Here is a 23,781-nt window from a genome sequence, read left to right as displayed (position 1 = left end):
TTTTGAAAGGCCGTTTTTGCTATATCTAACAGTCTGTTGTACAAAGAAGATTTTGCATGGATGAAAAAACAACCCTTGTTGAGGTTAAATTGAGTTTTCCATTGTATTGTATTGCTAATGAATAAGAATAAGAAATAAAAAGGAATCAGGTGATGTACAATGAAAAAGCATAAAATATGTAAAATCCTTCTTGTTATACTGGCAATTTTTTTATGTGTGGCTTTTTATGAATTGCTCGGAATCTGCGTTGCATATAAAAAGCAGCCGGAAGTGTCCAATACAACCAAAAAAGAAACAAAAAATGGGTCATGGAACGAATGCAGTGAAAATACAGAACGGGCAGTAATCATAGAAAAGAATCCAGAAGCGCTTTTACAAAGAGTGCGTTTGATCAAGAATGCAAAAAAGGAAATTATTCTTTCTACTTTTGCATTTCAATCCGATGAAAGTGGAAAATTGATCTTAGGAGCACTGCATGATGCGGCAGACAGAGGTGTACATATTCGTCTGTTAGTAGATGGAATGGAGAGCTGGATTGATATGGAAGGAAATCCGTATTTCTATGGATTATCTTCCCATGAGAATGTTGAAATTAAACTGTATAATAAGGCCAATCCGTTGAAACCGTGGAAAATAATGGGTAGAATGCATGATAAATATTTGATTGCAGATGGAAAGAGATATATTCTTGGGGGAAGAAATACATACAATTATTTCCTGGGTGATTTTCCGGGACATAAGAACTATGACAGAGACGTGTTAGTGGTTTGCGATGAACCTGAGAAAGAAAATTCAGTTAACCAGTTGTTAGAGTATTTTGAAACGATATGGAAACAAGAAGACAGTGATTATTTTCATGACAATAAAAAACTGGCAAATAGAAAATCTGTAAAGAACGCAGTTTTAGAGCTGCAGAACGGCTATCAGAAATATTTTGAAGAGAATAAGGAAAGAATCTGCGATACCGATTACACGGACGAAACTTTTGAGACAGAAAAGATTGCATTAGTGTCAAATCCTATTCACACAGGTTCCAAAGAACCAGTAGTGTGGTATCAGTTGGGAGAATTGATGAAAAATGCAAAAAATCGTGTGAAGATCCACACGCCATATATTATCTGTAATGATATGATGTATAATACATGGGAGGAGATTGCAGAGAACGTTTCAGATTTTTCTATCATGACAAATTCAGTTGCGAATAATGGGAATCCATTTGGGGCTGCCGATTATGCGAAAAACAGAAATAGAATCTTAAGTACAGGAATTAATATCTGGGAATATGAAGGCGGTTATTCATACCACGGAAAAAGTATTCTGATTGACGATGATCTGTCTGTAATCGGTTCCTTTAATATGGACATGAGAAGTGCATATCTGGATACGGAACTGATGCTTGTAATTCGCAGTAAAGATATTAATAAACAGTTGGAAGAGGGCATGATGGAATATGAAAGAGTGTCCCGCCAGGTATTGGAAGATGGAACCTATCGTGATCCATATCATGTAGAGCCAATCGAATTAACAAAGAAACGTCAGGGAAAAATATTTTTGGTACAGCATCTGCTTGGATGGGCAAGGTATCTGTTTTAATAAGGAGGAAGGAAAACGTGTTTCAAATATTGATTGTAGAAGATGATAAAGAATTAAGCCAGCTATTCCAAAAAGTGCTTGAGAAGAATGGATATCAAGTCAAAAGTGCATCGGATGGAGCACAGGCATTAGAAGTATTGGTTAAGGAATATATTGATCTGATCATTTCTGATATTATGATGCCGGTTATGGATGGTTATGAACTGGTGTCGGAACTCCGTTCAGCAGGATATCAGATACCTGTACTTATGATCACTGCGAAAGGTTCCTTTGATGATATGCGCCAGGGATTTCTTTCGGGAAGTGACGATTATATGGTAAAACCGGTAAATGTGAATGAAATGGTTTTAAGAGTCGGAGCACTGCTTCGCCGTGCACAGATACTGAATGAACACAAAATTGTGATCGGTTCAACAGAGTTTGATTATGATGCAATGACGGTTACAACTGATAAGGAAAGTCTTGTTTTGCCTAAAAAAGAATTCCTGCTTTTATATAAGCTTGCAGCTTCGCCAGGCAGAATATTTACAAAACAACAGTTGATGGATGAAGTATGGGGATACGAGACGGAGGCAGACCCACATACGATAGAGGTACATATAGGAAGAATCAGGGAGCGTTTGAAAGATAACCCTGATTTTGAAATCGTAACAATGCGTGGAATTGGATACAAGGTGGTGAAAAAATAATGGAACAAAAGAAAGAAAAAGGATTGCGGATCCGATCCTGTCTGACTGGTGCAATCTGGCTGGCACTTGTATTTTCAACAGTCATATCTGCGTTATTATTTGCTTTTTTGAATCATTTTTTTAATCTGCCGGGCAGCATACCTGTGCTTGGCTGGCTTTTGATTTTCAATACATTGATTGCAGGGCTGATCACTTCCTTTATTAATGCAAAGTTACTGGAACCAATTACAAGACTTAGTAAAGCAATGAAGGAAGTTTCTCGGGGAGATTTTGAACAGCATTTGGAAACGAACAGCCGTATAGCAGAAGTTGGAGAATCTTATCAAAGTTTTAACGTTATGACAAAAGAACTTCGTGCAACAGAGGTGCTGCAGATGGATTTTGTATCTGATGTTTCTCATGAGTTTAAGACCCCGATTAATGCCATTGAAGGATATACAATGCTGCTTCAGGGAGAAGAACTGTCTCCGGATCAAGAGGAATATGTAGAAAAAATCTTATTTAACACCCAAAGGCTTTCCGGATTGGTTGGTAATATTTTGCTGTTATCCAAGTTAGAGAATCAGAATATACCAATGAAAAAAACAGAATATCGTCTGGATGAACAGATCCGCCAGGCAGTTCTTTCATTGGAAACAAAATGGACAGAAAAAGAAATTGGTTTTCAGGTAGAATTGGAGGAAGTTAAATATACTGCGAATGAAGGACTTTTTATGCATATCTGGATAAATCTTTTAGATAATGCGATTAAGTTCAGCCCTTCAAAGGGGACAATTACGATGTTTCTGAAACAAGAACAGGATTCTGTTAAGTTCATTCTGGAAGATGAAGGACCAGGAATAGAGGATGATGTAAAATCCAGAATATTTGACAAGTTCTATCAGGTAGATGGATCTCATAAAGCAGAAGGAAATGGCCTAGGTCTTGCACTTGTAAAACGGATTGTAGATAGTGCCGGAGGAACAATCAAAGCAGAAAACCGTGAATATGGTGGATGCAGATTTGTTATAGAGCTGCCAAAGCAGAAAGATGAGATTATCTAGTTTTAAGATAAATTAGAAGATGGGAGAATTTATATGACATTTTATCAGGAGTTGCAGTTAAATCAGGCAGGTTCTAAAAACCTGTTGAAAAAGAGTGAAACACTAAAAGAAAAATTATATCATATGTGGGTATATCTGGTGAAGATAGCTGCTACAATGGCATTTTGTTTTTTCTTTGTTAGTATTTTCAGCATCCTATTTGGAAATGAGAACAGCATTGTAGGTGTAGTAGTCTTATTATGTCTCATGGTGTTTAGGAATGCGGATCTGGGGATCCACACCGGACAATCTACGATGCTTTTGGCTTTGTTCTTTGTAATTATGACTGTATGTCCGCATTTAGCAAATCAGTTTTCACCGGTATTGGGAATGCTGTTAAATATTGCGGCACTGGCTGTGTTGATTCTGTTCGGATGCCATAATCCATCCATGTTTAATCAATCTACATTGGTTCTTGGGTATCTGCTGCTATATGGTTATGATGTTACGGGAAAAAGCTATCAGATGCGATTAGTCGGAATGGCTTTAGGTGCAGCACTTACCTGCTTCGTATTTTATCGAAATCATAAAAACAGAACTTATAAAAGAAATCTGAAAGATCTGATACAAGAATTTGATATCACTTCTTCCAGAACAAAATGGCAGATATGTCAGATTTTATGCGTACCGATTGTCCTTTGCATTGCAGAACTTTGTAATATGCCACGTGCAATGTGGGCTGGTATTGCGGCCATGTCCGTGATTTTGCCGTCTATGGAAGATATGCACTACAGAGTCCGTAAAAGGATTGTCGGAAATATTGCAGGTGTTATATGTTTTACAGTATTATATTTTCTGCTTCCTTCGTCAATCTATGCATATATAGGAATTCTTGGTGGAATCGGTGTAGGATTTTCAGCACAATATGGCTGGCAGGCAGTATTTAACACATTTGGTGCTTTAGCCATTGCTGCAGAGACATATGGACTACAAGGAGCGGTTAGTCTTAGAGTGAGTCAAAATGTTTTTGGTGTTGTGTTTGCTTTAGCATTTTGTGTTATATTTTATTGGTTTATGCCTAAAAAAAAGGAAAGTGAGGTGACCGTACATGCAGAGTGAAGTGAATCAGGAAGAAAATTTGAATACCACTGATTTTGACGAGCACTTCGCTAAAATTTCGTCCTATATTGTAGACACATTGCACGGCGTTCCACTTGAGATGACCGAGGATGAAAAAGAACAATTTCGCATACAGGTTATTTCAAATCAGTATGCAGAACGGTTGCTAAGTGAAGCCGAAAAGACAGAAACGTATAGAGGTTTATCAAAAATTGATATTCTCCATACAGTTTCTATCCCTCAACTGGCTAGAACAATCCCACTTAAAGGTTTGAATCTCAGTTTAGAAAAATACAGAATGCCGGATGGTGTAATAATAGAGGTTGAGAGTTCGTCACATTATTTGGGGTCATTTAGTGAGAAAAATGATTCTTCCACAAATTGGATAGAAAATATCATGGAGGGTGTCGGTATTCACTAGATGGATTCTCAAGAAGCATATGCACGAAAGTTCTGCACGCGATAAGTATCTTGCCATTATGAAGCCCTACCTTCTGATGTGGCACAGTAGCAGTTGAAAACAGATCAGGTTACCTATTGCAATTCTGACTATTTGGAAATATACTTGTAAGTATCAAATTATTTCACTTTATGGGAGGAAATTATTATGGCAAGACCCAAGGGAAGCAAGAATAAGGCTCGTACTGTAAAGGCCAGCGTTGATTATGCAGCCGTCGTTGCAGAAAAGACCGCTGAAAAGGAAAAAATCGAATCTGAGGTTGCTACGCTGACTGCAAATCTCGATGATCTGAAAACGCAGATGAAAGCCAAGAAAGCAGAATTGAAAGCCGTCACCAAGGAACTTACCAAAGCCGAAAACAAAAAAGCTGCCGCCGAAGCAAAGGCAGCAGAAGAAGCAAAGAAAGGCGAAGCAGAAGATGTGCTGAAGAAGCTGCTTGCCAGCGGTATGTCCGCTGATGAAATTGTTGCCAAACTCCAGTAAATTTTTATGGAAGCCAGCAAGCGAATCTGTCCGAACTGCGGACGTAAAATGAAGCAGCAGTTCACAGGGCTGCTCCATTGCAAGTGTGGGACAAGCTGGCGGCGTGATATAGGATTCTTTGAACGCACTCCAGACATGGTGTTCTCACTGGAACGCAAAAAAGTCGGAAACAAAGTCAAGCAGTTACCGACGATACATCATAAGTAAGCAAGACCACCAGCCGTTTTTTCGACTGGTGGCCTTTTTTGTGCTTAATCCTCTGTAATGCCGAGATATTGGTCAATCTCCATGATGCTTTCCCCACTGATCTCGACCAGATCTTCAAAGGGCACTACGGTTTCGCCCACCTGCAAGATGCGGAACACTGGGTCGATGCGGTCCGCTTTTCCGGTCAGCGTGATGTAGTTGCCCACTGCGGGAATCTCCGGGTGTGCGGTATCCTCTTTGAAATACCGCACTGTGATGGTCATGCCCTTGGTGACCTGCATCAGCCGATCGGACAGAGCCGACATTTCTTCTTCGGTCAAAATTCGCTTGGTCACCCGCTCGGTGCGCTGTTTTTCTGCGGCAAGCTGCTCATCATAACCCCGCAGTGCTGCAAAGGGAGAGAAAATCTTTGCCCGGTTCTGTAAAGTCATGCGGGGGTGCTTGCGAAGGGATTCTTCGGTCTGGGTGCGTTCCATCTCTATGATGTCCCCGTACTTTTGGGCGGTCTCTTGTCCGATCTTGCTATTTTTGTAGTTTTCCATCCGGACCTCCTGCGCTGTGACCACCGATCTGCGCATTGCGCTGGCGCATGGTGGCACCTTCCTCGTAGCTGCTGGCTTTCAGTACGGCATTTTTGCCGTACTTGTTCTTGATGCCCAGCATGGCTTGCTGGAGTTTTTTCTCCTTTTCCAGCTTCTTGGTGTCGGTAAAAAAGTCCACCTGATAGATGCCCTCGTCCGGCGTGACCTTGTTGGCATTGATGGTAATGCGCCGCACCGTCAGCGCAGGGTTAGTAATGCGCTCAAACAGCTTTGCGCTTTCGTTGATGATGGTGCTGCCTAGATTGGTAGGGGTATCGAACCGGACAGTGCCGTGTGCCGCTTTGGGGATGATTCTGCCGTAGCGGTCGGTCTGGGTCAGACCACGGTAGCCACCCTTGTCCACGTTCTCCCGGTCGTAGCCTATCTCCAAAGTGATGGATTCCGCCACCAGCTTCTTTTCCGTGAGCCGGAACATCAGAATCTCCGCCATCTCCCGGACAATGAGTTTTGCTTTATCATACGGGTAAGGAGTGGATAGTACCTGCCCCTCGCTGATGCTGTTGGTGCTGGGCTTGTAGCTTTTGATCTGCTCCATGCCGCAGGGTTCGCAGCCCCATGCGTGGTCGATGAGAATTTCTGCATCCACGCCGAAAATCTCATACAGACGATCTTCTCCATGGATGGAGAACCGTGCCAAGTCCCCCATGGTGTAGATGCCATGAGCTTCCAGCCGCTTGACGGTTCCGGGACCGGTCATCCAGAAATCCGTCAGGGGTCTGTGGTTCCACAGCAGATACCGATAGGACTGCTCATCCAGTTCCGCAATGCGGACACCATCTTTGTCTGCCGGGATGTGCTTTGCCACAATGTCCATGGCCAGCTTTGCAAGGTAGAGGTTAGTGCCGATGCCTGCCGTTGCGGTGATGCCGGTGTTGTACAGCACCTCCCGCACCATGGTCATGGCAAGTTCATGGGCGCTCATGTGATAATAAGGCAGATAGCCCGTCACATCAATGAAAACCTCGTCGATGGAGTAGGGGTAAATGTCTGCCGGGGACACATATTTGAGGTAGGCCTTGTAGATCTGGGTGGACACATCCAGATACCGCTGCATCCGGGGCGGCGCAACAATATAGCTCAGCCCCAGCGTCGGGTCTGAGTTCAGGGCATTGGCATCAAAAGAGGTGCTGGCAAAGTGGTATTTGCCATCCTCTCCCCGGACTGCCTTTTTCTGCCGGATGGCGGTCTGCAGCCGCTGGGCATTGACCTCCCGGACACGCTGGACGGCTTCAAACAGCCGCGCTCTGCCGGGTATCTTGTAGGCTTTCAGGGAGGGCGATACCGCAAGGCAGATGGTCTTTTCGGTGCGGGAGGCGTCTGCCACCACCAGATTGGTGGTCAGGGGGTCGAGATGACGGTCTACGCACTCCACCGAGGCATAGAAACTTTTCAGGTCGATTGCCAGATAGGTGTACTGCGTTGCCATGATTCAGCCCTCCTTTGTGTTATTTGGATTCCACCTCCACGAACCATCTTCCAAACCGGGATGGAAATCGTGGGTCGCTGCGTTCAAAGAACAAATGCTTTTCTTGACCTTTTACCATTACAGTATAGCAATCGCCGGGTAGATCGGCAATGGTATTTGCAGGGCGAAAATCTCGTACCTGTTCGATGGGATAAGTTCGCCCATCACCCCATGTAATTTGTCGGGGCTGCATATAACCTGTTGCATCAAAATCAGAAGTCACTTTCACATAGACCTTTTCCGCTTTGCGACGGCAGTTTCGATTCATTCTTCACAGCTCCTTTGCAAAGTCCACAACTATTTATCTTATTATAATAAATCTTTACGCTGTTTTCAAGAGAAAGCACAACAATTGTTAGCGATGCAAAAAAAATACAGCTATATTTCAGTGTGAAGCCTGAATATAGCTGTATTTTTTTCTTTATGGATGATTTAATTGTTCTCCTCAAAGTTCTCGACTTGCTCCATGACCTTTTTGAAAACTTCGGGGCTGTACTGTGGAGGATAGCCGTTTTTTACAAGGCAGATCTTGATCTCCAGCTTCAACTGATTGCGGACGTTCTGATTGTTCAGCCAGTCAGCAAACGAAGATTTGGTGTCGATAATCTCTTTGACCTTTTGCGCCAGAGTCTTGCACTTGTCGTTGATGACAGCACCATCAACCTCTTTATCGGTTCCGTATTCAAAATCATACCGGTCCCGCAGGGCAAGGAGAATAAAGATAAAGAAAGGAAATTTTTTGTTTAACTATTCTCACTATTATTTGATTTAGTGATTTTTTTCTTCTTTGGAGAAACCAGTTTGTGACCGGAATAAATGGACATGCCCATACAAAGCAATGAGGAATAGGCAAAGTATTTATGCGCAGTCATAGATTTTTTGATTCCAGAATAAATGCATCCCAACATACAGAAAAGTGCGCCTAAGGACCAGTATTTATGTGATTTCATGATTTGATACCTCCTTTGATTTAACTGATTCGATTATAACGTTTTTTTACGAAAATGCAAGCATTACCGGGAACGCTTTCATGTGGATACTGTGACTGCCGCTACGGTCATGATCGGTGGGCATTACGAACAAGGCTCACATGTAGCATTCGACTCCGAATATCAGCCGGCACACATATGAGGACGGAAAATGTAGCAGCTTTTGAAAAAAATTGCTTTTTTCTGCTCAAAGTGCTACAATCGGAATATACCGAATACAAAGGGAGGAAAGCTCCCATGCCAAGACCGCCACGGTGCCGTCAAATTTGTGGCGTACCACAGGTCGATACATTCTGTCCCAACGGGTGCGGGAATACCGAGCCGATCCTGCTGACGCTGGATGAATACGAGGTCATTCGACTGGTTGACTTGGAGCAGCAAACCCACGAGCAGTGTGCCGCTCAAATGGACATTTCCCGCTCTACCGTGCAGGAGATTTACGAAAGCGCACGGAGCAAGATCGCAGCGTGTCTTGTCCACGGGAAACCGCTGCACATCACCGGGGGAAACTACCGCATCTGCGGAGGACAGGAGGCAGCTCACTGCGGCCGTTGCTGCCGGATGCAGAGAGCCAACATGGAAAAATCAGGCAAAACTTGCAAAGGAGATTCCATTATGAAAATTGCAGTTGCCTATGAAAACGGTCAAATCTTTCAGCACTTCGGTCACACCGAGCAGTTCAAGCTTTATGAAGCTGTGGACGGCAAAATCACTCATGCGAAAGTCGTTGACACCAACGGCAGTGGTCACGGCGCACTGGCAGGCTTTCTAATGCAGCACGGTGTGGACACTTTGATTTGCGGAGGCATCGGCGGCGGTGCGCAGGCAGCTCTGGCCGAAGCGGGCATCAAGCTCTACGGCGGTGTCAGCGGGGACGCTGATGCTGCGGTGAGCGCATTGCTCAACGGAAATCTGGGCTACGATCCCAATGTTCACTGTGACCACCATGATCATGAGCACGGCGAGGCTGGTCACTCCTGCGGTGACCACGGCTGCGGCAAGCATAGCTGCCATTGATATGGAACGCACACTGACACAACTTCCGTTCTGGTCATCCTTGACCGAACGCGAAATGGACACACTACGCCGAAGTGCCTTTGTCCGTCATTATAAAAAGGGTGCGTTCGTTCACAGCAGCGACAATGAATGTCTCGGAATGCTGTTTATTCTTTCCGGTGAGATTCGCACCTATCTTCTCTCTGATGAGGGGCGGGAGGTAACGCTGTTCCGCCTGTATCCGGGCGAACTATGCGTGCTTTCCGCCTCCTGCGTGATCAGTCAGATCACCTTTGATACGCAAATGACTGCCGGAATGGATACGGACGTTCTGATTATCCCTGCAAATGTCATTGCTGCACTCAAGGAGAAAAATCTCCATGTCCGCTGTTTTCTCTATGAACTGGCAACGAAACGGTTTTCTGATGTGATGTGGGCGATGCAGCAGATCATGTTCAAGGGGCTGGATCAGCGGCTGGCAGAATTTCTCTTTGCCGAAGCGGAACGTACCGGCTCCGACACGATACGTATGACCCATGAGCAGATCGCCCAGCACATCAGCTCGGCACGGGAGGCAGTGGCACGGATGCTCAAAAGCTTCTCGGAGGACGGACTGGTGGAGCTGAAGCGTGGTGCAATCACGCTGCGGGATAAGAACAGACTAAATCGTCTAAAATAAAAAGGAATGTGACTTCGTCACAGAATAAAATCATAGATTTGCTACAATAAAAGCAGAAAAGCAGGAAGGAGTATCCACCATGAAAGAAACGAATACGCAGGAACTCAAACCGAAAAAAACCTGATGGCTACCTTTGCCGGTGAGTCCGAGGCACGCAACAAGTACACCTATTTTGCATCCAAGGCCAAGAAGGAAGGCTTTGAGCAGATCGTGGCACTGTTCCTCAAAACCGCTGATAATGAGAAGGAACACGCCAAGCTGTGGTTCAAAGAACTGAACGGCATTGGCGACACCGCAGAAAACCTTCTCGCCGCCGCTGAGGGCGAGAACTACGAGTGGACGGATATGTACGACGGCTTTGCCAAAACAGCCGATGAGGAAGGTTTCCATGCGCTGGCCCAGCGTTTCCGCCTGGTCGCCGCCATTGAAAAGCACCATGAGGAGCGCTACCGTGCCCTGCTGCACAATGTGGAGATGGCGGAGGTCTTCGCCAAGAGCGAGGTCAAGGTGTGGGAGTGCCGCAACTGCGGTCACATCGTCGTGGGCGAGAAGGCCCCGGAGGTTTGCCCCACCTGCAACCATCCCCAGAGTTATTTTGAAATTCACGCAGAAAACTATTAAAGAAAGAAAAGGAGAATTATCATGGAGCAGAAGTTTTACATTTGCAAGCATTGCGGTAACATCATTGCCAAAGTTAAGGACGCAGGCGTCCCTGTTGTCTGCTGCGGCGAGCCGATGAGCGAGATTGTTCCCGGCACCACCGATGCCGCCGTGGAGAAGCACGTCCCTGTCTGGACAGTGGAAAACGGCATCGTCCATGTCAAGGTCGGCTCCGTGGAGCACCCCATGCTGCCGGAGCACTACATCGAATGGGTATCTCTCCAGACCAAGCAGGGCAATCAGCGTAAGGAACTGCATCCCGGCGAAAAGCCGGAGGTCTGCTTCGCTCTCTGCGAGGGCGATGAGGTCGAGGCGGTCTACGCCTACTGCAACCTCCACAGTCTGTGGAAAGCGTAATTCACCTTCTTAAAATCCGGTGCTCAAAAAGCACCGGATTTTTTTTATCAATGTAACCTCGTCACAGAAAAAGACTTTGTCCTGCGGTATGATAAAGCCACAATCAAGAAAGAGCTGGCGAACATGAAAATCAAGCTCAATCCCGATCAGGAGATTGTCAGCACCATCAGAAAAGGACTCAAGCGCACCGGCGGGTACTGCCCCTGCCTCAGGGAGCGCACAGAGGCAACCAAATGTATGTGCCAGGAGTTCAAGAATCCAATTGCAGATCCGGGCTTCGAGGGGGTCTGCCACTGTATGCTCTATTACAAATCCTTGTAGGATTAAGGGAGGAAAGCTATGCTGTCAAAGAAACTGGCTGCCATAGATAAGACGCGGTGTGTCGCCTGTGGTGTGTGTGAAAATACCTGTCCACTGGGGGCCGTCAAGGTGCGCCGTGGCTGCTACGCCGCCGTGGAGGCGGAACGCTGCGTAGGCTGCGGCAAGTGCGCAAAACTCTGTCCCGTCGGCTGCATTGAGGTGAAAGTGAGGGCTGACGCATGAAAGCAAAGCATTGGTACGATTACCTGTGGGTATATGCCATCATCTATTTTGCACTGGGCTTTTTCAATATCCTGTTCGCGTGGCTGGGTATGATTGATTTTCTTCTGCCGCTGCTTTTAGCCATCTTTGGCGGGAACAAATTCTTTTGCAACCACCTCTGCGGACGGGGTCAACTGTTCAGCAAGCTGGGGACAGACCTTAAATGCTCCCGCTGCAAGCCCACGCCCCGCTGGATGTCCTCCAAGTGGTTCCGTTATGCCTTTTTGCTCTTTTTCCTGACGATGTTCGGCAACATGGTGTTCCAGACCTATCTGGTCGCTGCTGGTGCTACGTCCCTGCGGGAGGCCATTAAGCTGTTCTGGACATTCCGTGTGCCGTGGAGCTGGACTTATACAGCCGGTACGGTCACTGACTGGGTGGCGCAGTTCAGCTTTGGCTTTTATAGCCTCATGCTGACCTCTCTGCTGCTGGGTCTGATCGTTATGGTGCTCTACATGCCCCGCACATGGTGTGCGTTTTGCCCGATGGGAACCATGACGCAGGGCATTTGCAAGCTGAAAAACAAAGAATAAACAAAGATAACAGAACGGAGCCTTTCTCATGGCTGAACTGAAAATTACCGCTGCGAATTTTGAAAATGAGGTACTGCATTCCGACAAGCCCGTCCTGCTGGATTTCTATGCGGACTGGTGCGGACCGTGCAAAATGCTCTCTCCCGTACTGCATGAGCTTGCCGAAGAAAAAAGCGGTACGCTCAAGGTGGGCAAGGTCAACGTGGACGAGCAGATGGAGCTGGCAATGCGTTTTCAAGGATCCAGTATCCCGATGCTGGTCGTATTCAAGGATGGAAAGGCCGTTGCCAAATCGGTCGGCTATCGGCCTAAGTCGGAGATTGCCGCAATGGTGGAGGGCGTGAAATGAAGGTCGTAATTGTAGGCGGCGTGGCGGGCGGTGCTTCTGCTGCTGCCCGCATCCGCCGTTTGGATGAACACGCGCAGATCATCATGATCGAGCGCAGCGGCTATGTGTCCTATGCCAACTGCGGCCTGCCGTATTATGTGGGTGGTGTGATCAAGGAGCAAGAAGAACTGACACTGCAAACTCCGGAGAGCTTTTGGGATCGCTTTCGCATTGATGTGAGGGTACGGCAGGAAGTAACTGCGATCAATCCCGCAGAGAAAACCGTCACTGTCCGCACGCTGGACAGCGGGAAGATCTATACGGAAACCTATGACAAACTGCTTCTTGCCCCCGGCGCAAAGCCGACGGTTCCTGCGCTTTCCGGCGTGGACAGCGAGCGCGTTTTCACACTGCGCACAGTGGAGGACACCCTCCGCATCAGGCGCTTTGTAGAGGATCAGAAGCCGAAAACCGCTGTTTTGGCTGGCGGCGGCTTTATCGGTCTGGAAATGGCGGAGAACCTTGTGGAGATGGGCGTTTCCGTCACCATCGTCCAACGTCCAAAGCAGCTATTAGCGCCGCTGGATACGGATATGGCGAGCTTTGTCCATGCGGAAATGCGCAGACACGGCGTGGCTCTGTGGTTGGGTGAAACCGTCACCGGATTCCGGCAGGACGGAGATTCCGTGCTGACGCTGCTGGAGGAAAGTGAGCCGCTGAGCTCCGACATGGTGCTGTTGGCCATCGGCGTCACGCCGGACACCCATCTGACAAAAGAGGCCGGACTTGAGCTGGGCATCCGGGGCAGCATCGCTGTCAACGAGCGGATGGAAACCTCCGTGCCGGACATCTATGCTGTGGGCGATGCCGTAGAGGTCACCCATTTTGTAACCGGGCAGAAAGCGTTGATTTCGCTGGCGGGACCCGCCAACAAGCAGGGACGCATTGCCGCTGACAATATCTGTGGCGGCAATAGCCACTTTCACGGCTCTCAGGGCTCGTCTGTTCTGAAACTGTTTGGCTTGACAGCGGCCTCCACGGGTATCAATGAAAAGGCAGCGCAGGCAGCAGGAATCGCTTACGGCAAAGTCGTACTTTTCCCGGCATCCCACGCTGCCTATTATCCCGGCGCACGGTCAATGGCAATGAAGGTACTGTATGAAAAAGAAAGCCTGCGGTTGCTCGGTGCGCAGATCGTTGGCGGCGAGGGCGTGGACAAGCGTATTGATGTACTGGCAACGGCCATTCGCGCAAAAATGACAGCCTTGGAACTGACGGAACTTGACCTTTCCTATGCGCCGCCCTATTCCTCTGCCAAAGATCCGGTCAATATGGCCGGTTTTATGATCGAGGATTTGGAGAGCGGGAAAGTGCAGCAGTTCCATTGGAATGATGTTGAGGACTTGCCCTGCGATGGCAGTGCGACGCTGCTGGACGTCCGCACGGAAGGCGAATATCGGCGTGGGCACTTGAATGGATTCCGCAATATTCCACTGGACGATCTGCGGGAGCACTTGGACGAGTTAGAGCGGGACAAGCCTATCTATGTGAATTGCCAGACTGGGCTTCGCAGTTATCTGGCCTGTCGGCTTTTGACGCAGTATGGTTTCAGCTGTTCCCATCTCTCCGGCGGATACAGTTTTTATCAGGTCGTAACACAAGAGCAGCAGACAGCGCGGAGCGCCTATCCCTGCGGAATGGAGAAACTATGAGTGAAAATTTATTTGGCTTGACGGTTGCGGCAGATAAAGGCTTAGATGATCTGCAGTGCCAGCGCCTTTTAAGCGAAAATCGCAGGTATCAGGAAGTCATGCTGCAATACCGATGTGCGCTGAAAGCACTGGAAAACAGGTTGGAAATTCTAAACGAAGAGTTTTCATTGCAGCATGATCGCAATCCGATAGAAAGTATGAAAAGTCGCTTGAAGTCGCCGTCCAGCATTATGAATAAGATGCAGAAGCGCGGACTTTCTCTGGATTTTCCGACCATGCAGGCAAATATCATGGATATTGCCGGTGTGCGGGTGATCTGCTCTTTCGAGGAGGATGTGTTCTTTTTGGCAAAGTGCTTAAAAGATCAGTCTGACATTGAAATCATCACGGAGAAAGATTATATTTCACACCCTAAGCCAAATGGCTATCGCAGTCTGCACCTGACGATCCGGCTGCCGGTATTCTTTGCGGAAAAAGAGATCCATGTGCCAGTGGAGATACAACTCCGTACAATCGCTATGGACTTCTGGGCAAGCCTTGAGCATACCATCCGCTACAAGAAAAACTTGCCGATAAATGCTGAAGTCGAAACTGAATTGAAAGAGTGCGCCGATTCCAGCAGAGAATGGGACAGAAAAATGGAACATCTACTGCACATCTTAACATAGTGCGTCGGATATAAAATGAAAAGCACGCACTTTGGTGCTTGCCTTAGGCTTGTCAGGGATCGCCTCATCCGCCTTGGATGGGCGACCCCTGCGAGCCCCAACCAATTTCTCCGCTTTCTGGTTTTCAGGCATAGTCTTTTCTGCTTTCGGCGGACTGCCACGGCACAGCTTTTTCGGCTTCTATAATTGTAAGGAACATGGCTTTTCGCTGAATGGAAAGCGAAGTTGACCCGGGCTGGGGCGGTCTGTATGAAAGCAATATTTTTTTTGAAATAATCTTGACAAAATTTATCAAGATTGATATGATAGTATTAACAAGCAAGCGAAAAGAGGATGTGGAGCATGATCATCACCAAAGAGACGGACTACGCGCTGCGCATTTTGCGGGTGCTGCTGGACGGGGAGAAGCATTCGGTGGCCGAGATGTCGGAAACGGAATTGATCCCCAATCAGTTTGCCTACCAGATTCTGCGCAAGCTCTCCGCCGGCAATTTGGTGCGGGTGAGCCGCGGCGCTCTCGGCGGCTGCGCTCTGTCCTGCGATCTGGACGCGACCTCCCTCTACGATCTCATGGGGGTCGTGGGGGAGCGGGGCATCCTGTGCGCCTGCATGGAGCCGGGATATGAATGCCGCTGGCAGGACAAGCATGGGCGGTGCACCATCCACTGTCAGCTGGCGGCCTTGCAGCAAAAGCAGGACGAGGCGTTCCGTGCCGTGAGCCTGCGCAGGCTGCTGACCGGCGGATCCGATCCCCAAGATACAAGCAAGCTGTAAAATTTTAAAAGGAGGTACCCGTATGCTGTTTCAAACCACGTCGGCGCACGAAGAGCTGCGCGCGAAGATCCGGAGTTTTGCGGAGGAGGAGATCAAGCCCCTCGCATTTTTAATGGATCAGAACAATGAGTTTCCCGAGGAGGCTGTCAAGAAGCTGGGTAAGCTGGGCTGGATGGGCATTCCCTACCCCAAGGAGTACGGCGGTGCCGGTCTTGATGCTCTGAGCTACGCCATCGCGGTGGAGGAGCTGGCCCGTGTGGACGGCGGCACGGGCGTAATCCTCTCCGCCCACGTCTCCCTCGGCTCGTGGCCCATTTTCGCCTATGGCACCGAGGAGCAGAAGAAGAAATATCTGGTTCCGCTGGCCAAGGGCGAGAAGATCGGCGCCTTCGGCCTTACGGAGACCAACGCCGGATCCGACGCCGGCGGCACGGAGACCACGGCGCTGGATAAGGGGGACTACTACCTCCTCAACGGCGGTAAGATCTTCATTACCAACGCCCCTAAGGCGGACACCTATGTGGTTTTCGCCGTCACCACGCCGGACATCGGCACCCGGGGTATCTCCGCTTTCATCGTGGAGAAGGGCTGGAAGGGCTTTGAGTTCGGCGACCACTATGACAAGATGGGTATTCGCTCCTCCTCCACGGCGGAGCTGATCTTCAACAACGTGAAGGTTCCCAAGGAAAACCTATTAGGCAAGGAGGGCGAGGGCTTCAAGATTGCCATGTCCACGCTGGACGGCGGACGCATCGGTATCGCCGCGCAGGCGCTGGGCATCGCCCAGGGCGCGTTTGAGCACGCGTTGAGCTATTCCAAGGAGCGCGTCCAGTTCGGCAAGCCCATCGCGGCCCAGCAGAGCATCGCCTTCAAGCTGGCGGATATGGCAACCAAGCTGCGCTGCGCCCGGTTCCTCATCTACTCCGCGGCGGAGCTGAAGGAGCAGCACGCGCCTTACGGCATGGAGTCCGCCATGGCGAAGATGTACGCCTCGGACATCGCGCTGGAGGTCACCAACGATGCCTTGCAGATCCACGGCGGCAGCGGCTACCTCAAGGGCATGGAGGTGGAACGGGCCTACCGCGACGCCAAGATCACCACCCTCTACGAGGGCACTAACGAGATCCAGCGGGTGGTCATCGCCTCTCATCTGTTGGGCAGGCTGGGCAAGAGCTCCGGCGGCGAGAGCCGTTCGGCGGCCAAGAAACCCGCGCCCATCACCGGCATTCGCAAAAAGACTATCTTCCGGGAGGGGGATGCTGCCCAGCAGGTGGCCGACCTTGTGGCGGCGCTGAAGAAGGATGGTCACGACTTCTCCGTCGGCATCCCTATGGATACGCCCATCCCGCAGGCGGAGCGGGTGGTCTCCGCGGGCAAGGGCATCGGGGAGAAAAAGAACATGAAACTGGTAGAGTCGCTGGCCAAGGCCGCCGGCGCGGCCATCGGTTCTTCCCGCCCTGTGGCGGAGACTCTCAAATATCTGCCGCTGAACCGCTATGTGGGTATGTCCGGTCAGAAGTTCACCGGCAATCTGTACATCGCCTGCGGCATCTCCGGCGCATCCCAGCACCTTAAGGGCATCAAGGACGCCTCCACCATCGTGGCCATCAATAAGAACGGTAACGCGCCTATCTTCAAGAACTGCGACTACGGCATCGTGGGCGATGTGGAGGAGATCCTGCCCCTGCTCACTGCCGCGCTGGATAGCGGCGAAAAGCTGCCCGCGCCGCCCATGGTAAAGATGAAGCGGCCCACGCCGCCGAAGCCCGCCCCCATCGGCGACCGCTACGTCTGCAGCGGCTGCGGCTACGAGTATGTGCCGGAGTTGGGCGACGAGGACGGCGAGATCGCGCCCGGTACGCTCTTTGAGCAGCTTCCCGCCGAGTGGGTGTGTCCCGAGTGCGCGGAGACGAAGGATCAATTTGTAAAGGCTTGAGGCCGTGAAGGAGGCAAGATAAGATGTATTGCGTGCGTAAAGTAACGAACGACCTCTACTGGGTGGGCGCCAACGACCATCGCCTGGCCCTGTTTGAAAACTGCTTTCCCATTCCCCGGGGCGTAAGCTACAACGCCTACTGCCTGCTGGATGAAAAGACGGTGCTCTTTGACACGGTGGACTGGTCTGCCTGCCGCCAGCTTTTGGAAAATCTGGCGTATGTGCTGGATGGCCGCGAGCTGGACTACCTGCTGGTCAACCATCTGGAGCCGGATCACGCCGCCTGCATCGAGGAGATCCTGCTGCGCCATCCCAAGGTGAAACTGATCTCCAACGAGAAGGCATTCATGCTCATGCGGCAGTTCGGCTTCCATGTGGACGGACATGAGTGCATCGAGGTGAAGGAGGGCGATACCTTCTCCTTCGGCAAGCACACCGTCACCTTTGTGGGCGCGCCTATGGTTCACTGGCCGGAGGCCATGGTGACCCTCGATGTCACCGACGGCGTCCTCTTTTCCGCCGACGCCTTCGGCACCTTCGGCGCGCTGGACGGCAAGCTGTTCGCCGACGAGGTGGACTTCGAGCGGGACTGGCTGGACGACGCCCGTCGCTACCTTACCAACATCGTGGGCAAGTACGGCCCCCACATCCAGCTCCTGCTGAAAAAGGCCGGCGGCGTTTTGGATCAGATCAAGTACATCTGCCCGCTCCACGGCCCCGTGTGGCGCAAGGATCTGGGCTGGTTCATTGAAAAGTACGACACATGGAGCCGCTATGCCCCTGAGACCCAGGGCGTGCTCATCGTCTACGCCTCTATGTACGGCAACACGGAGAACGCGGCGCAGGCGCTGGCGACGTCGCTCTGCGATAAGGGCATGAGCAAGGTGGCGATGTACGATGTGTCCTCCACTCATGTCTCCCAGCTGATCTCCGAGGCGTTTAAGTACAGTCACATTGTCCTGGCCTCTGTGACCTACAACCTCGGCATCTACCCTGCCATGCATGACTTCCTCATGGATATGAAGGCACTGAATCTGCAAAACCGCACCTTTGCCATCATTGAAAACGGCTCATGGGCGGTGAAGTCCGGTGACCTCATGCAGAAATTCGTCAACAATGAGCTTAAGAACATGACGGTGCTCAACGAGCGGCTCAGCCTCGCCTCGTCCATGGGCACGGACAAGCGCACTGAGCTGGAAGCACTGGCGGACGCCATTCTGGAATCTATGAAGTAACTGGCAGGAAAGCCAAAACCAAGACAACAGACAACAAACAGCCCTGCCGCGTCGGCTGCAGAAAAACCGGCTTTCAAAAACAGAGCGGGCAAGCGTGATACTGCGCTTGCCCGCTCTTTGCCCAAAAGGACATGAGAAGTGACCGGAGAAGATGAGAGGATCGAAATGGAGATCAGAAAACGAAACGGGGAGTCGGTTCCCTTTCAACAGGAGAAAATTTTCAACGCCATGAAAAAGGCGTTTGACGGACAGGGCAAGGAGATCGGGAGCAGAGAGATGGATGAGATCCTCGCCACCGTTCTCAACAATCTCTCCGTCACAGTGCCGCTCACCGTGGAACGTGTGCAGGACGAGGTGGAGCGAACGCTCATGGAGCGCGGACACTATGAGGTGGCCAAGGCGTACATCCTCTACCGCGAAAAGCGGTCTGCGCTGCGCCGTGTCCGGCATACCATCGCGCGGACGGTGGGGGATGACTCGCTTGACGAGGTGCTGCGCCGCATCCAGATGGATTTTACCGAGGAAGTCTACTCCCTCGCGGCGCTTCAAATGAAGTTTGAGAGTTTCTGTCGTCTGGGCATGACGGAGGATGAGCGGGCTGAGGCACTGACCAAGGCGGCGGTAGAGCTGACTACGGCAGAGGCACCCAAGTGGGAGTTCATCGCGGCGCGGCTTCTGAACCACTCCTTTCGCTGTCGCAACGCACAGGAATGGGAGGGGCGCGGCGTCTGCGACCTCTATGGCAAGCTTCGCTATCTGACGGATAAGGGACTCTACGGTGACTATATCCTTGCCCACTATACCCACGAGGAGATTGCCATGGCGGAGGACTTTCTCTGCCCGGAACGGGACGAGCTGTTCACCTACTCCGGCCTTGACCTGCTGCTCAAACGCTATGTGATCCAGTCACGCAGCCGCGTGCCGCTGGAAACACCGCAGGAGATGTTTTTGGGTATCGCGCTGCATCTTGCTATGAACGAAGGCTCTGACCGCATGGGGTGGGTAAAACGCTTTTACGATATGCTCAGCCGTATGGAGGTCACGATGGCGACACCTACCATGTCCAACGCACGAAAGCCCTACCATCAGCTTTCAAGCTGCTTTGTGGACACTGTGCCGGACAGTCTGGACGGCATCTACCGCTCGCTGGACAACTTCGCAAAGGTCTCTAAATTCGGCGGTGGAATGGGGATGTACTTCGGTAAGGTGCGCGCTGCAGGCAGCACCATCCGCGGCTTTCAAGGGGCGGCAGGCGGTGTTATCCGCTGGATCCGGCTGGTCAACGACACCGCCGTGGCGGTGGATCAGTTGGGGATGCGGCAGGGCGCTGTGGCGGTTTACTTAGACGCATGGCACCGGGATCTGCCGGAATTCCTTCAACTGCGCACCAATAACGGCGACGACCGCATGAAGGCACATGATGTGTTTCCCGCCGTGTGCTATCCGGATCTATTCTGGCGACTGGCGGAGGAGAACATAGACGCGCCGTGGCATCTCATGTGTCCGCATGAGATCCTCACGGTCAAGGGCTACGCACTGGAGGATTACTGGGGTACAGAATGGGAGAAGCGGTATCTGGACTGCGTCAATGACCCGCGCATCGAAAAGCGCAGCGTCACCGTCAAGGACATCGTGCGGCTGGTGCTTCGCTCGGCAGTGGAGACCGGCACACCCTTCGCTTTCAATCGCGACAGTGTAAATCATATGAACCCAAACGGCCACACGGGAATGATCTATTGCTCCAATCTCTGTACGGAGATCGCGCAGAACATGGCACCCATCGAGCACATCAGCACTGAGGTGCACACGGAGAACGGCGACACAATTGTGGTGACGGCCACACGCCCAGGTGAGTTTGTGGTCTGCAATCTGGCGAGTCTGTCTCTCGGTAATCTGCCGGTGGAGGACGAGGCCTATATGGAACGCACGGTGGAAACGGCTATCCGCGCACTGGATAATGTGATCGACCTCAACTTCTACCCGTTGGAATACGCGCGGCTTACCAATCAGAAGTACCGCAGCATCGGCCTGGGCGTCAGCGGCTACCACCACATGCTGGCAAAGCGCGGCATCCACTGGGAGAGCGATGAGCACCTTGCCTTCACCGACGCAGTGTTCGAGCTCATCAACTACGCCGCTGTCAAGGCGGACACAGCTCTGGCACTGGAAAAGGGTCGTTACGCGCTCTTTGAGGGCAGCGACTGGCAGACTGGCGCGTATTTTGAAAAGCGGGGTTATACCTCCGAAAAGTGGCGGGCGCTTGCGAAAACGGTGGCGGTGCAGGGAATGCGCAACGCCTATCTGCTGGCGGTCGCACCGACCTCCAGCACATCTATCCTCTCCGGCACGTCGGCGGGTATAGATCCAATTATGAAGAAATTCTTTTTAGAGGAAAAAAAGGGCAGTATGCTGCCCCGCGTTGCTCCGGAGCTTTCTATGGATACATGGTGGTACTATAAGGCGGCGCATCTGATCGACCAAAGCTGGTCGGTACGCGCCGCGGGCCTTCGCCAGAGACATATTGACCAGGCGCAGAGCATGAATCTCTATATCACCAACGACTATTCCATGCGTCAGGTGCTCAGACTGTATTTGGAGGCGTGGAGGGCCGGCGTCAAGACCATTTACTATGTCCGCAGCAAGGCCCTTGAGGTCGAGGCCTGCGAAAGCTGCTCGTCATAAGGAGGATAGCATGACGGAACTGAAGAAAAAGCCCCTCTTTAACCCGGAGGGCGACCCTGATGTGCGCCTGCGGCGCATGATCGGCGGCAATACCACCAACCTCAACGACTTCAACAATATGAAGTACGCTTGGGTCAGCGACTGGTACCGGCAGGCCATGAACAACTTTTGGATTCCTGAGGAGATCAATCTCTCGCAGGATGTGAAGGACTATCCCCGCCTGCTGTCAGCCGAGCGCAGCGCCTACGATAAAATTCTGAGTTTTCTTGTCTTTTTGGATTCCATTCAGACAGCGAACCTGCCTAATATCGGCGCCTACATTACCGCCAACGAGGTTAATCTCTGCCTGTCCATTCAGGCGTTTCAGGAGTGTGTCCACTCACAGAGCTACAGCTATATGCTCGACACCATCTGTTCCCCCGTGGAGCGCAATGACATCCTCTACCAATGGAAAACGGACGAGCATCTGCTGCGCCGCAACACCTTCATTGGGGACTGCTACAACGAGTTTCAGGAGAGGAAGGACGCTCCCACGCTGCTGCGCGTGATGATGGCAAACTATATTTTGGAGGGCATCTATTTTTACAGCGGCTTTATGTTCTTCTACAATCTCTCCCGAAACGGGAAGATGCCCGGCTCGGCGCAGGAGATTCGCTACATAAACCGCGATGAGAACACGCACTTGTGGCTGTTCCGCAATATCATCACGGAGCTGCAAAAGGAGCAGCCGGAGTTGTTCACCGCCGAGAGCGTACAAGCGCTGCGCGAGATGATGCGTGAGGGCGTGGAACAGGAGATCGCATGGGGGCATTATGTGATCGGCGACGACATCCCGGGGCTGAACCGGCAGATGATCAGCGATTACATCCGCTATCTCGGCAACCTCCGCTGGACGAGCCTTGGCTATCCCGCATTGTATCCAGGCTTTGAGAGCGAACCGGAGAGCATGGAATGGGTCAGCCAGTACGCCGACGCCAACATGGTCAAGACCGATTTCTTTGAGGCACGCAGTACCGCCTACGCCAAGAGCACCGCACTGATAGACGATTTATAAGAAAACCAAAGACATCAGAATAGGAGATACTACTATGAATTACAGCGCTATGATCCAATATCGCAGATCCGTTCACTCATTCCGCGAAAAGGAAGTTCCGAGCGAGGCTATCGGCCAGCTCCGATCCTACTATGAAAAGACCTGCCCCCGTCTTGTCCCGGAGATTGCAACGGAGTTGATCGTCTTGGACAAGGATGCACAGCCGGCGCTGGAGAGCTCAGCGGGCTATAATCAATTTCTCATCGGAGCACCGCACTACCTGCTCCTTATGTCTGCCCCGCATTCCTACGCAGCCATCAACGCCGGCTACATGATGGAAGATCTTGTCCTCAAGCTGACTGAGTTGGACATTGACACCTGCTGGATGACCTTCACCGACAGCGACAAAATCAAAAAGGCACTGTCTCTCGCCACCCCGTTAGAGGTGGCGGCAATCGTTGCCTTTGGCTACGGGGAAAAGACCGCAAGAAAGCTGCGGCTGAATATCCTAAGTATGTCTCAGATCGATGTGCGGGCCGAGCAGCAGTACTACGCGCCCAAAAAGGGCGTGCACGATTTGGTTCACATGGGGAGCTGGAGCAACAAGTCTGGGCTTGACGAGATGATGGACTTCTACGACGATATGCTCTGGCAGTCCTTCTACGCCGCTTCGCTCTCCCCCAGCTATCTCAACCGTCAGCCCTATGGCTTCCTTGTGCAGGATCACAGCATCTATTTGGTGCAGCAGGAGGATGCCTACACCGATAATTTGGATGCCGCATTGGATCTCGGTATTGTCATGCTCCACTTCTCCGCCGTCGCCTCCCAGTGGGTGGGGCAGGTACGCTGGGAACTTTCACCTGCTGCGCCCGACGGCCTGCCGGAAGGACTTCGCTCCGCTGCGGTGTACCACATGTAACGACTCTGGGGGAAGCAAGGCAACGGTAAAATGCGCGACCGTCGATCTGCGGTTGAGC

27 protein-coding genes are annotated in these 23,781 nt (G+C 50.8%); 22 read left to right on the top strand and 5 right to left on the bottom strand.

Going from position 1 to position 23,781, the window contains the following annotated elements; translation table 11 throughout:
• Nucleotides 1-159: 159 nt before the first annotated feature.
• From J3349_RS11390 to J3349_RS11365, 6 genes are all read left to right on the top strand, one after another.
• Nucleotides 160-1,593 carry a phospholipase D family protein gene (locus J3349_RS11390; protein ID WP_207677478.1) on the top strand — a complete coding sequence of 478 codons (1,434 nt, stop codon included), beginning with the start codon at nt 160-162 and terminating at the stop codon, nt 1,591-1,593.
• A complete protein-coding gene (locus J3349_RS11385; protein WP_005946428.1) occupies nt 1,572-2,282 on the top strand; it encodes a response regulator transcription factor in 711 nt (236 codons plus the stop codon). Before J3349_RS11390 ends, J3349_RS11385 begins: the two co-directional genes overlap by 22 nt.
• Entirely contained in the window at nt 2,282-3,325 is a 1,044-nt protein-coding gene (locus J3349_RS11380) for a HAMP domain-containing sensor histidine kinase (protein WP_005929825.1), read from the top strand. Before J3349_RS11385 ends, J3349_RS11380 begins: the two co-directional genes overlap by 1 nt.
• Nucleotides 3,326-3,358: 33 nt before the next feature.
• On the top strand, nt 3,359-4,423 hold the full coding sequence (locus J3349_RS11375) for an FUSC family protein (RefSeq protein WP_005946426.1): 1,065 nt from the start codon (nt 3,359-3,361) through the stop codon (nt 4,421-4,423).
• Complete coding sequence (locus tag J3349_RS11370; RefSeq protein ID WP_207677477.1) at nt 4,413-4,844, top strand: hypothetical protein; 432 nt, start codon at nt 4,413-4,415, stop codon at nt 4,842-4,844. The genes J3349_RS11375 and J3349_RS11370 overlap by 11 nt, the downstream gene beginning before the upstream one ends.
• 186 nt (nt 4,845-5,030) lie before the next feature.
• Nucleotides 5,031-5,366, top strand: a complete 336-nt coding sequence (locus tag J3349_RS11365) for a hypothetical protein (RefSeq protein ID WP_207677476.1) — start codon at nt 5,031-5,033, stop codon at nt 5,364-5,366.
• Nucleotides 5,367-5,617: 251 nt separating this feature from the next.
• On the opposite strand, the gene J3349_RS11360 is transcribed toward J3349_RS11365, so the two are convergent.
• The 5 genes from J3349_RS11360 to J3349_RS11340 form a co-directional block, all read right to left on the bottom strand.
• Nucleotides 5,618-6,115: a hypothetical protein gene (locus J3349_RS11360; RefSeq protein WP_207677475.1), complete on the bottom strand. Its 498-nt coding sequence runs from the start codon at nt 6,113-6,115 to the stop codon at nt 5,618-5,620.
• Nucleotides 6,096-7,601, bottom strand: coding sequence for a DNA methylase (locus J3349_RS11355; protein WP_207677474.1), 1,506 nt, complete (start codon nt 7,599-7,601; stop codon nt 6,096-6,098). The genes J3349_RS11360 and J3349_RS11355 overlap by 20 nt, the downstream gene beginning before the upstream one ends.
• 19 nt (nt 7,602-7,620) lie before the next feature.
• On the bottom strand, nt 7,621-7,908 hold the full coding sequence (locus J3349_RS11350) for a hypothetical protein (protein WP_207677473.1): 288 nt from the start codon (nt 7,906-7,908) through the stop codon (nt 7,621-7,623).
• Between the two features lie 164 nt (nt 7,909-8,072).
• A complete protein-coding gene (locus tag J3349_RS11345) occupies nt 8,073-8,243 on the bottom strand; it encodes a type I restriction enzyme endonuclease domain-containing protein (RefSeq protein ID WP_242965721.1) in 171 nt (56 codons plus the stop codon).
• 140 nt (nt 8,244-8,383) lie between these two features.
• The gene (locus J3349_RS11340; RefSeq protein WP_082210884.1) at nt 8,384-8,590 is read right to left on the bottom strand and encodes a DUF6219 family protein; all 207 of its coding nucleotides are present in this window, start codon (nt 8,588-8,590) and stop codon (nt 8,384-8,386) included.
• Nucleotides 8,591-8,866: 276 nt separating this feature from the next.
• Here J3349_RS11340 and J3349_RS11335 point away from each other — a divergent pair, with 276 nt between their 5' ends.
• The 16 genes from J3349_RS11335 (at nt 8,867) to J3349_RS11260 (ending at nt 23,723) form a co-directional block, all read left to right on the top strand.
• Nucleotides 8,867-9,646 (top strand): DUF134 domain-containing protein, encoded by a 780-nt coding sequence (locus tag J3349_RS11335; RefSeq protein ID WP_207677472.1) that lies wholly within the window; start codon nt 8,867-8,869, stop codon nt 9,644-9,646.
• Nucleotides 9,576-10,304, top strand: a complete 729-nt coding sequence (locus J3349_RS11330; protein ID WP_223384185.1) for a Crp/Fnr family transcriptional regulator — start codon at nt 9,576-9,578, stop codon at nt 10,302-10,304. Before J3349_RS11335 ends, J3349_RS11330 begins: the two co-directional genes overlap by 71 nt.
• A gap of 123 nt (nt 10,305-10,427) precedes the next feature.
• Nucleotides 10,428-10,925, top strand: a complete 498-nt coding sequence (rbr, locus tag J3349_RS11325; protein ID WP_207677471.1) for a rubrerythrin — start codon at nt 10,428-10,430, stop codon at nt 10,923-10,925.
• Nucleotides 10,926-10,946: 21 nt separating this feature from the next.
• The gene (locus tag J3349_RS11320) at nt 10,947-11,321 is read left to right on the top strand and encodes a desulfoferrodoxin family protein (protein WP_005946408.1); all 375 of its coding nucleotides are present in this window, start codon (nt 10,947-10,949) and stop codon (nt 11,319-11,321) included.
• 81 nt (nt 11,322-11,402) lie between these two features.
• A complete protein-coding gene (locus tag J3349_RS11315) occupies nt 11,403-11,642 on the top strand; it encodes a ferredoxin-thioredoxin reductase catalytic domain-containing protein (protein WP_278251813.1) in 240 nt (79 codons plus the stop codon).
• Nucleotides 11,643-11,660: 18 nt separating this feature from the next.
• Nucleotides 11,661-11,864 (top strand): 4Fe-4S binding protein, encoded by a 204-nt coding sequence (locus J3349_RS11310; RefSeq protein WP_005946404.1) that lies wholly within the window; start codon nt 11,661-11,663, stop codon nt 11,862-11,864.
• A complete protein-coding gene (locus J3349_RS11305; RefSeq protein WP_156060467.1) occupies nt 11,861-12,436 on the top strand; it encodes a 4Fe-4S binding protein in 576 nt (191 codons plus the stop codon). Before J3349_RS11310 ends, J3349_RS11305 begins: the two co-directional genes overlap by 4 nt.
• 28 nt (nt 12,437-12,464) lie before the next feature.
• Nucleotides 12,465-12,785, top strand: a complete 321-nt coding sequence (trxA, locus tag J3349_RS11300; protein WP_207677470.1) for a thioredoxin — start codon at nt 12,465-12,467, stop codon at nt 12,783-12,785.
• Nucleotides 12,782-14,476, top strand: a complete 1,695-nt coding sequence (locus tag J3349_RS11295; protein WP_207677469.1) for an FAD-dependent oxidoreductase — start codon at nt 12,782-12,784, stop codon at nt 14,474-14,476. Before trxA ends, J3349_RS11295 begins: the two co-directional genes overlap by 4 nt.
• On the top strand, nt 14,473-15,144 hold the full coding sequence (locus J3349_RS11290) for a GTP pyrophosphokinase family protein (RefSeq protein ID WP_207677468.1): 672 nt from the start codon (nt 14,473-14,475) through the stop codon (nt 15,142-15,144). Before J3349_RS11295 ends, J3349_RS11290 begins: the two co-directional genes overlap by 4 nt.
• A gap of 342 nt (nt 15,145-15,486) precedes the next feature.
• The gene (locus J3349_RS11285; protein WP_117533881.1) at nt 15,487-15,918 is read left to right on the top strand and encodes an Rrf2 family transcriptional regulator; all 432 of its coding nucleotides are present in this window, start codon (nt 15,487-15,489) and stop codon (nt 15,916-15,918) included.
• Nucleotides 15,919-15,940: 22 nt separating this feature from the next.
• Entirely contained in the window at nt 15,941-17,854 is a 1,914-nt protein-coding gene (locus J3349_RS11280; RefSeq protein ID WP_005946387.1) for an acyl-CoA dehydrogenase family protein, read from the top strand.
• A 23-nt stretch (nt 17,855-17,877) separates the two neighbouring features.
• Entirely contained in the window at nt 17,878-19,089 is a 1,212-nt protein-coding gene (locus J3349_RS11275; protein ID WP_005946385.1) for an FprA family A-type flavoprotein, read from the top strand.
• Nucleotides 19,090-19,254: 165 nt separating this feature from the next.
• Complete coding sequence (locus J3349_RS11270; RefSeq protein WP_207677467.1) at nt 19,255-21,771, top strand: ribonucleoside-diphosphate reductase subunit alpha; 2,517 nt, start codon at nt 19,255-19,257, stop codon at nt 21,769-21,771.
• A 10-nt stretch (nt 21,772-21,781) separates the two neighbouring features.
• Nucleotides 21,782-22,825, top strand: a complete 1,044-nt coding sequence (locus tag J3349_RS11265; protein WP_005946381.1) for a ribonucleotide-diphosphate reductase subunit beta — start codon at nt 21,782-21,784, stop codon at nt 22,823-22,825.
• A gap of 34 nt (nt 22,826-22,859) precedes the next feature.
• A complete protein-coding gene (locus J3349_RS11260) occupies nt 22,860-23,723 on the top strand; it encodes a nitroreductase family protein (protein WP_207677466.1) in 864 nt (287 codons plus the stop codon).
• The last annotated feature ends 58 nt before the right edge of the window (nt 23,724-23,781 follow it).

The sequence above is a fragment of the Faecalibacterium sp. Marseille-P9590 genome, from assembly GCF_017377665.1.
Taxonomy (GTDB): domain Bacteria; phylum Bacillota; class Clostridia; order Oscillospirales; family Ruminococcaceae; genus Faecalibacterium.
This window is presented reverse-complemented; position numbering and strand designations above follow the sequence as displayed.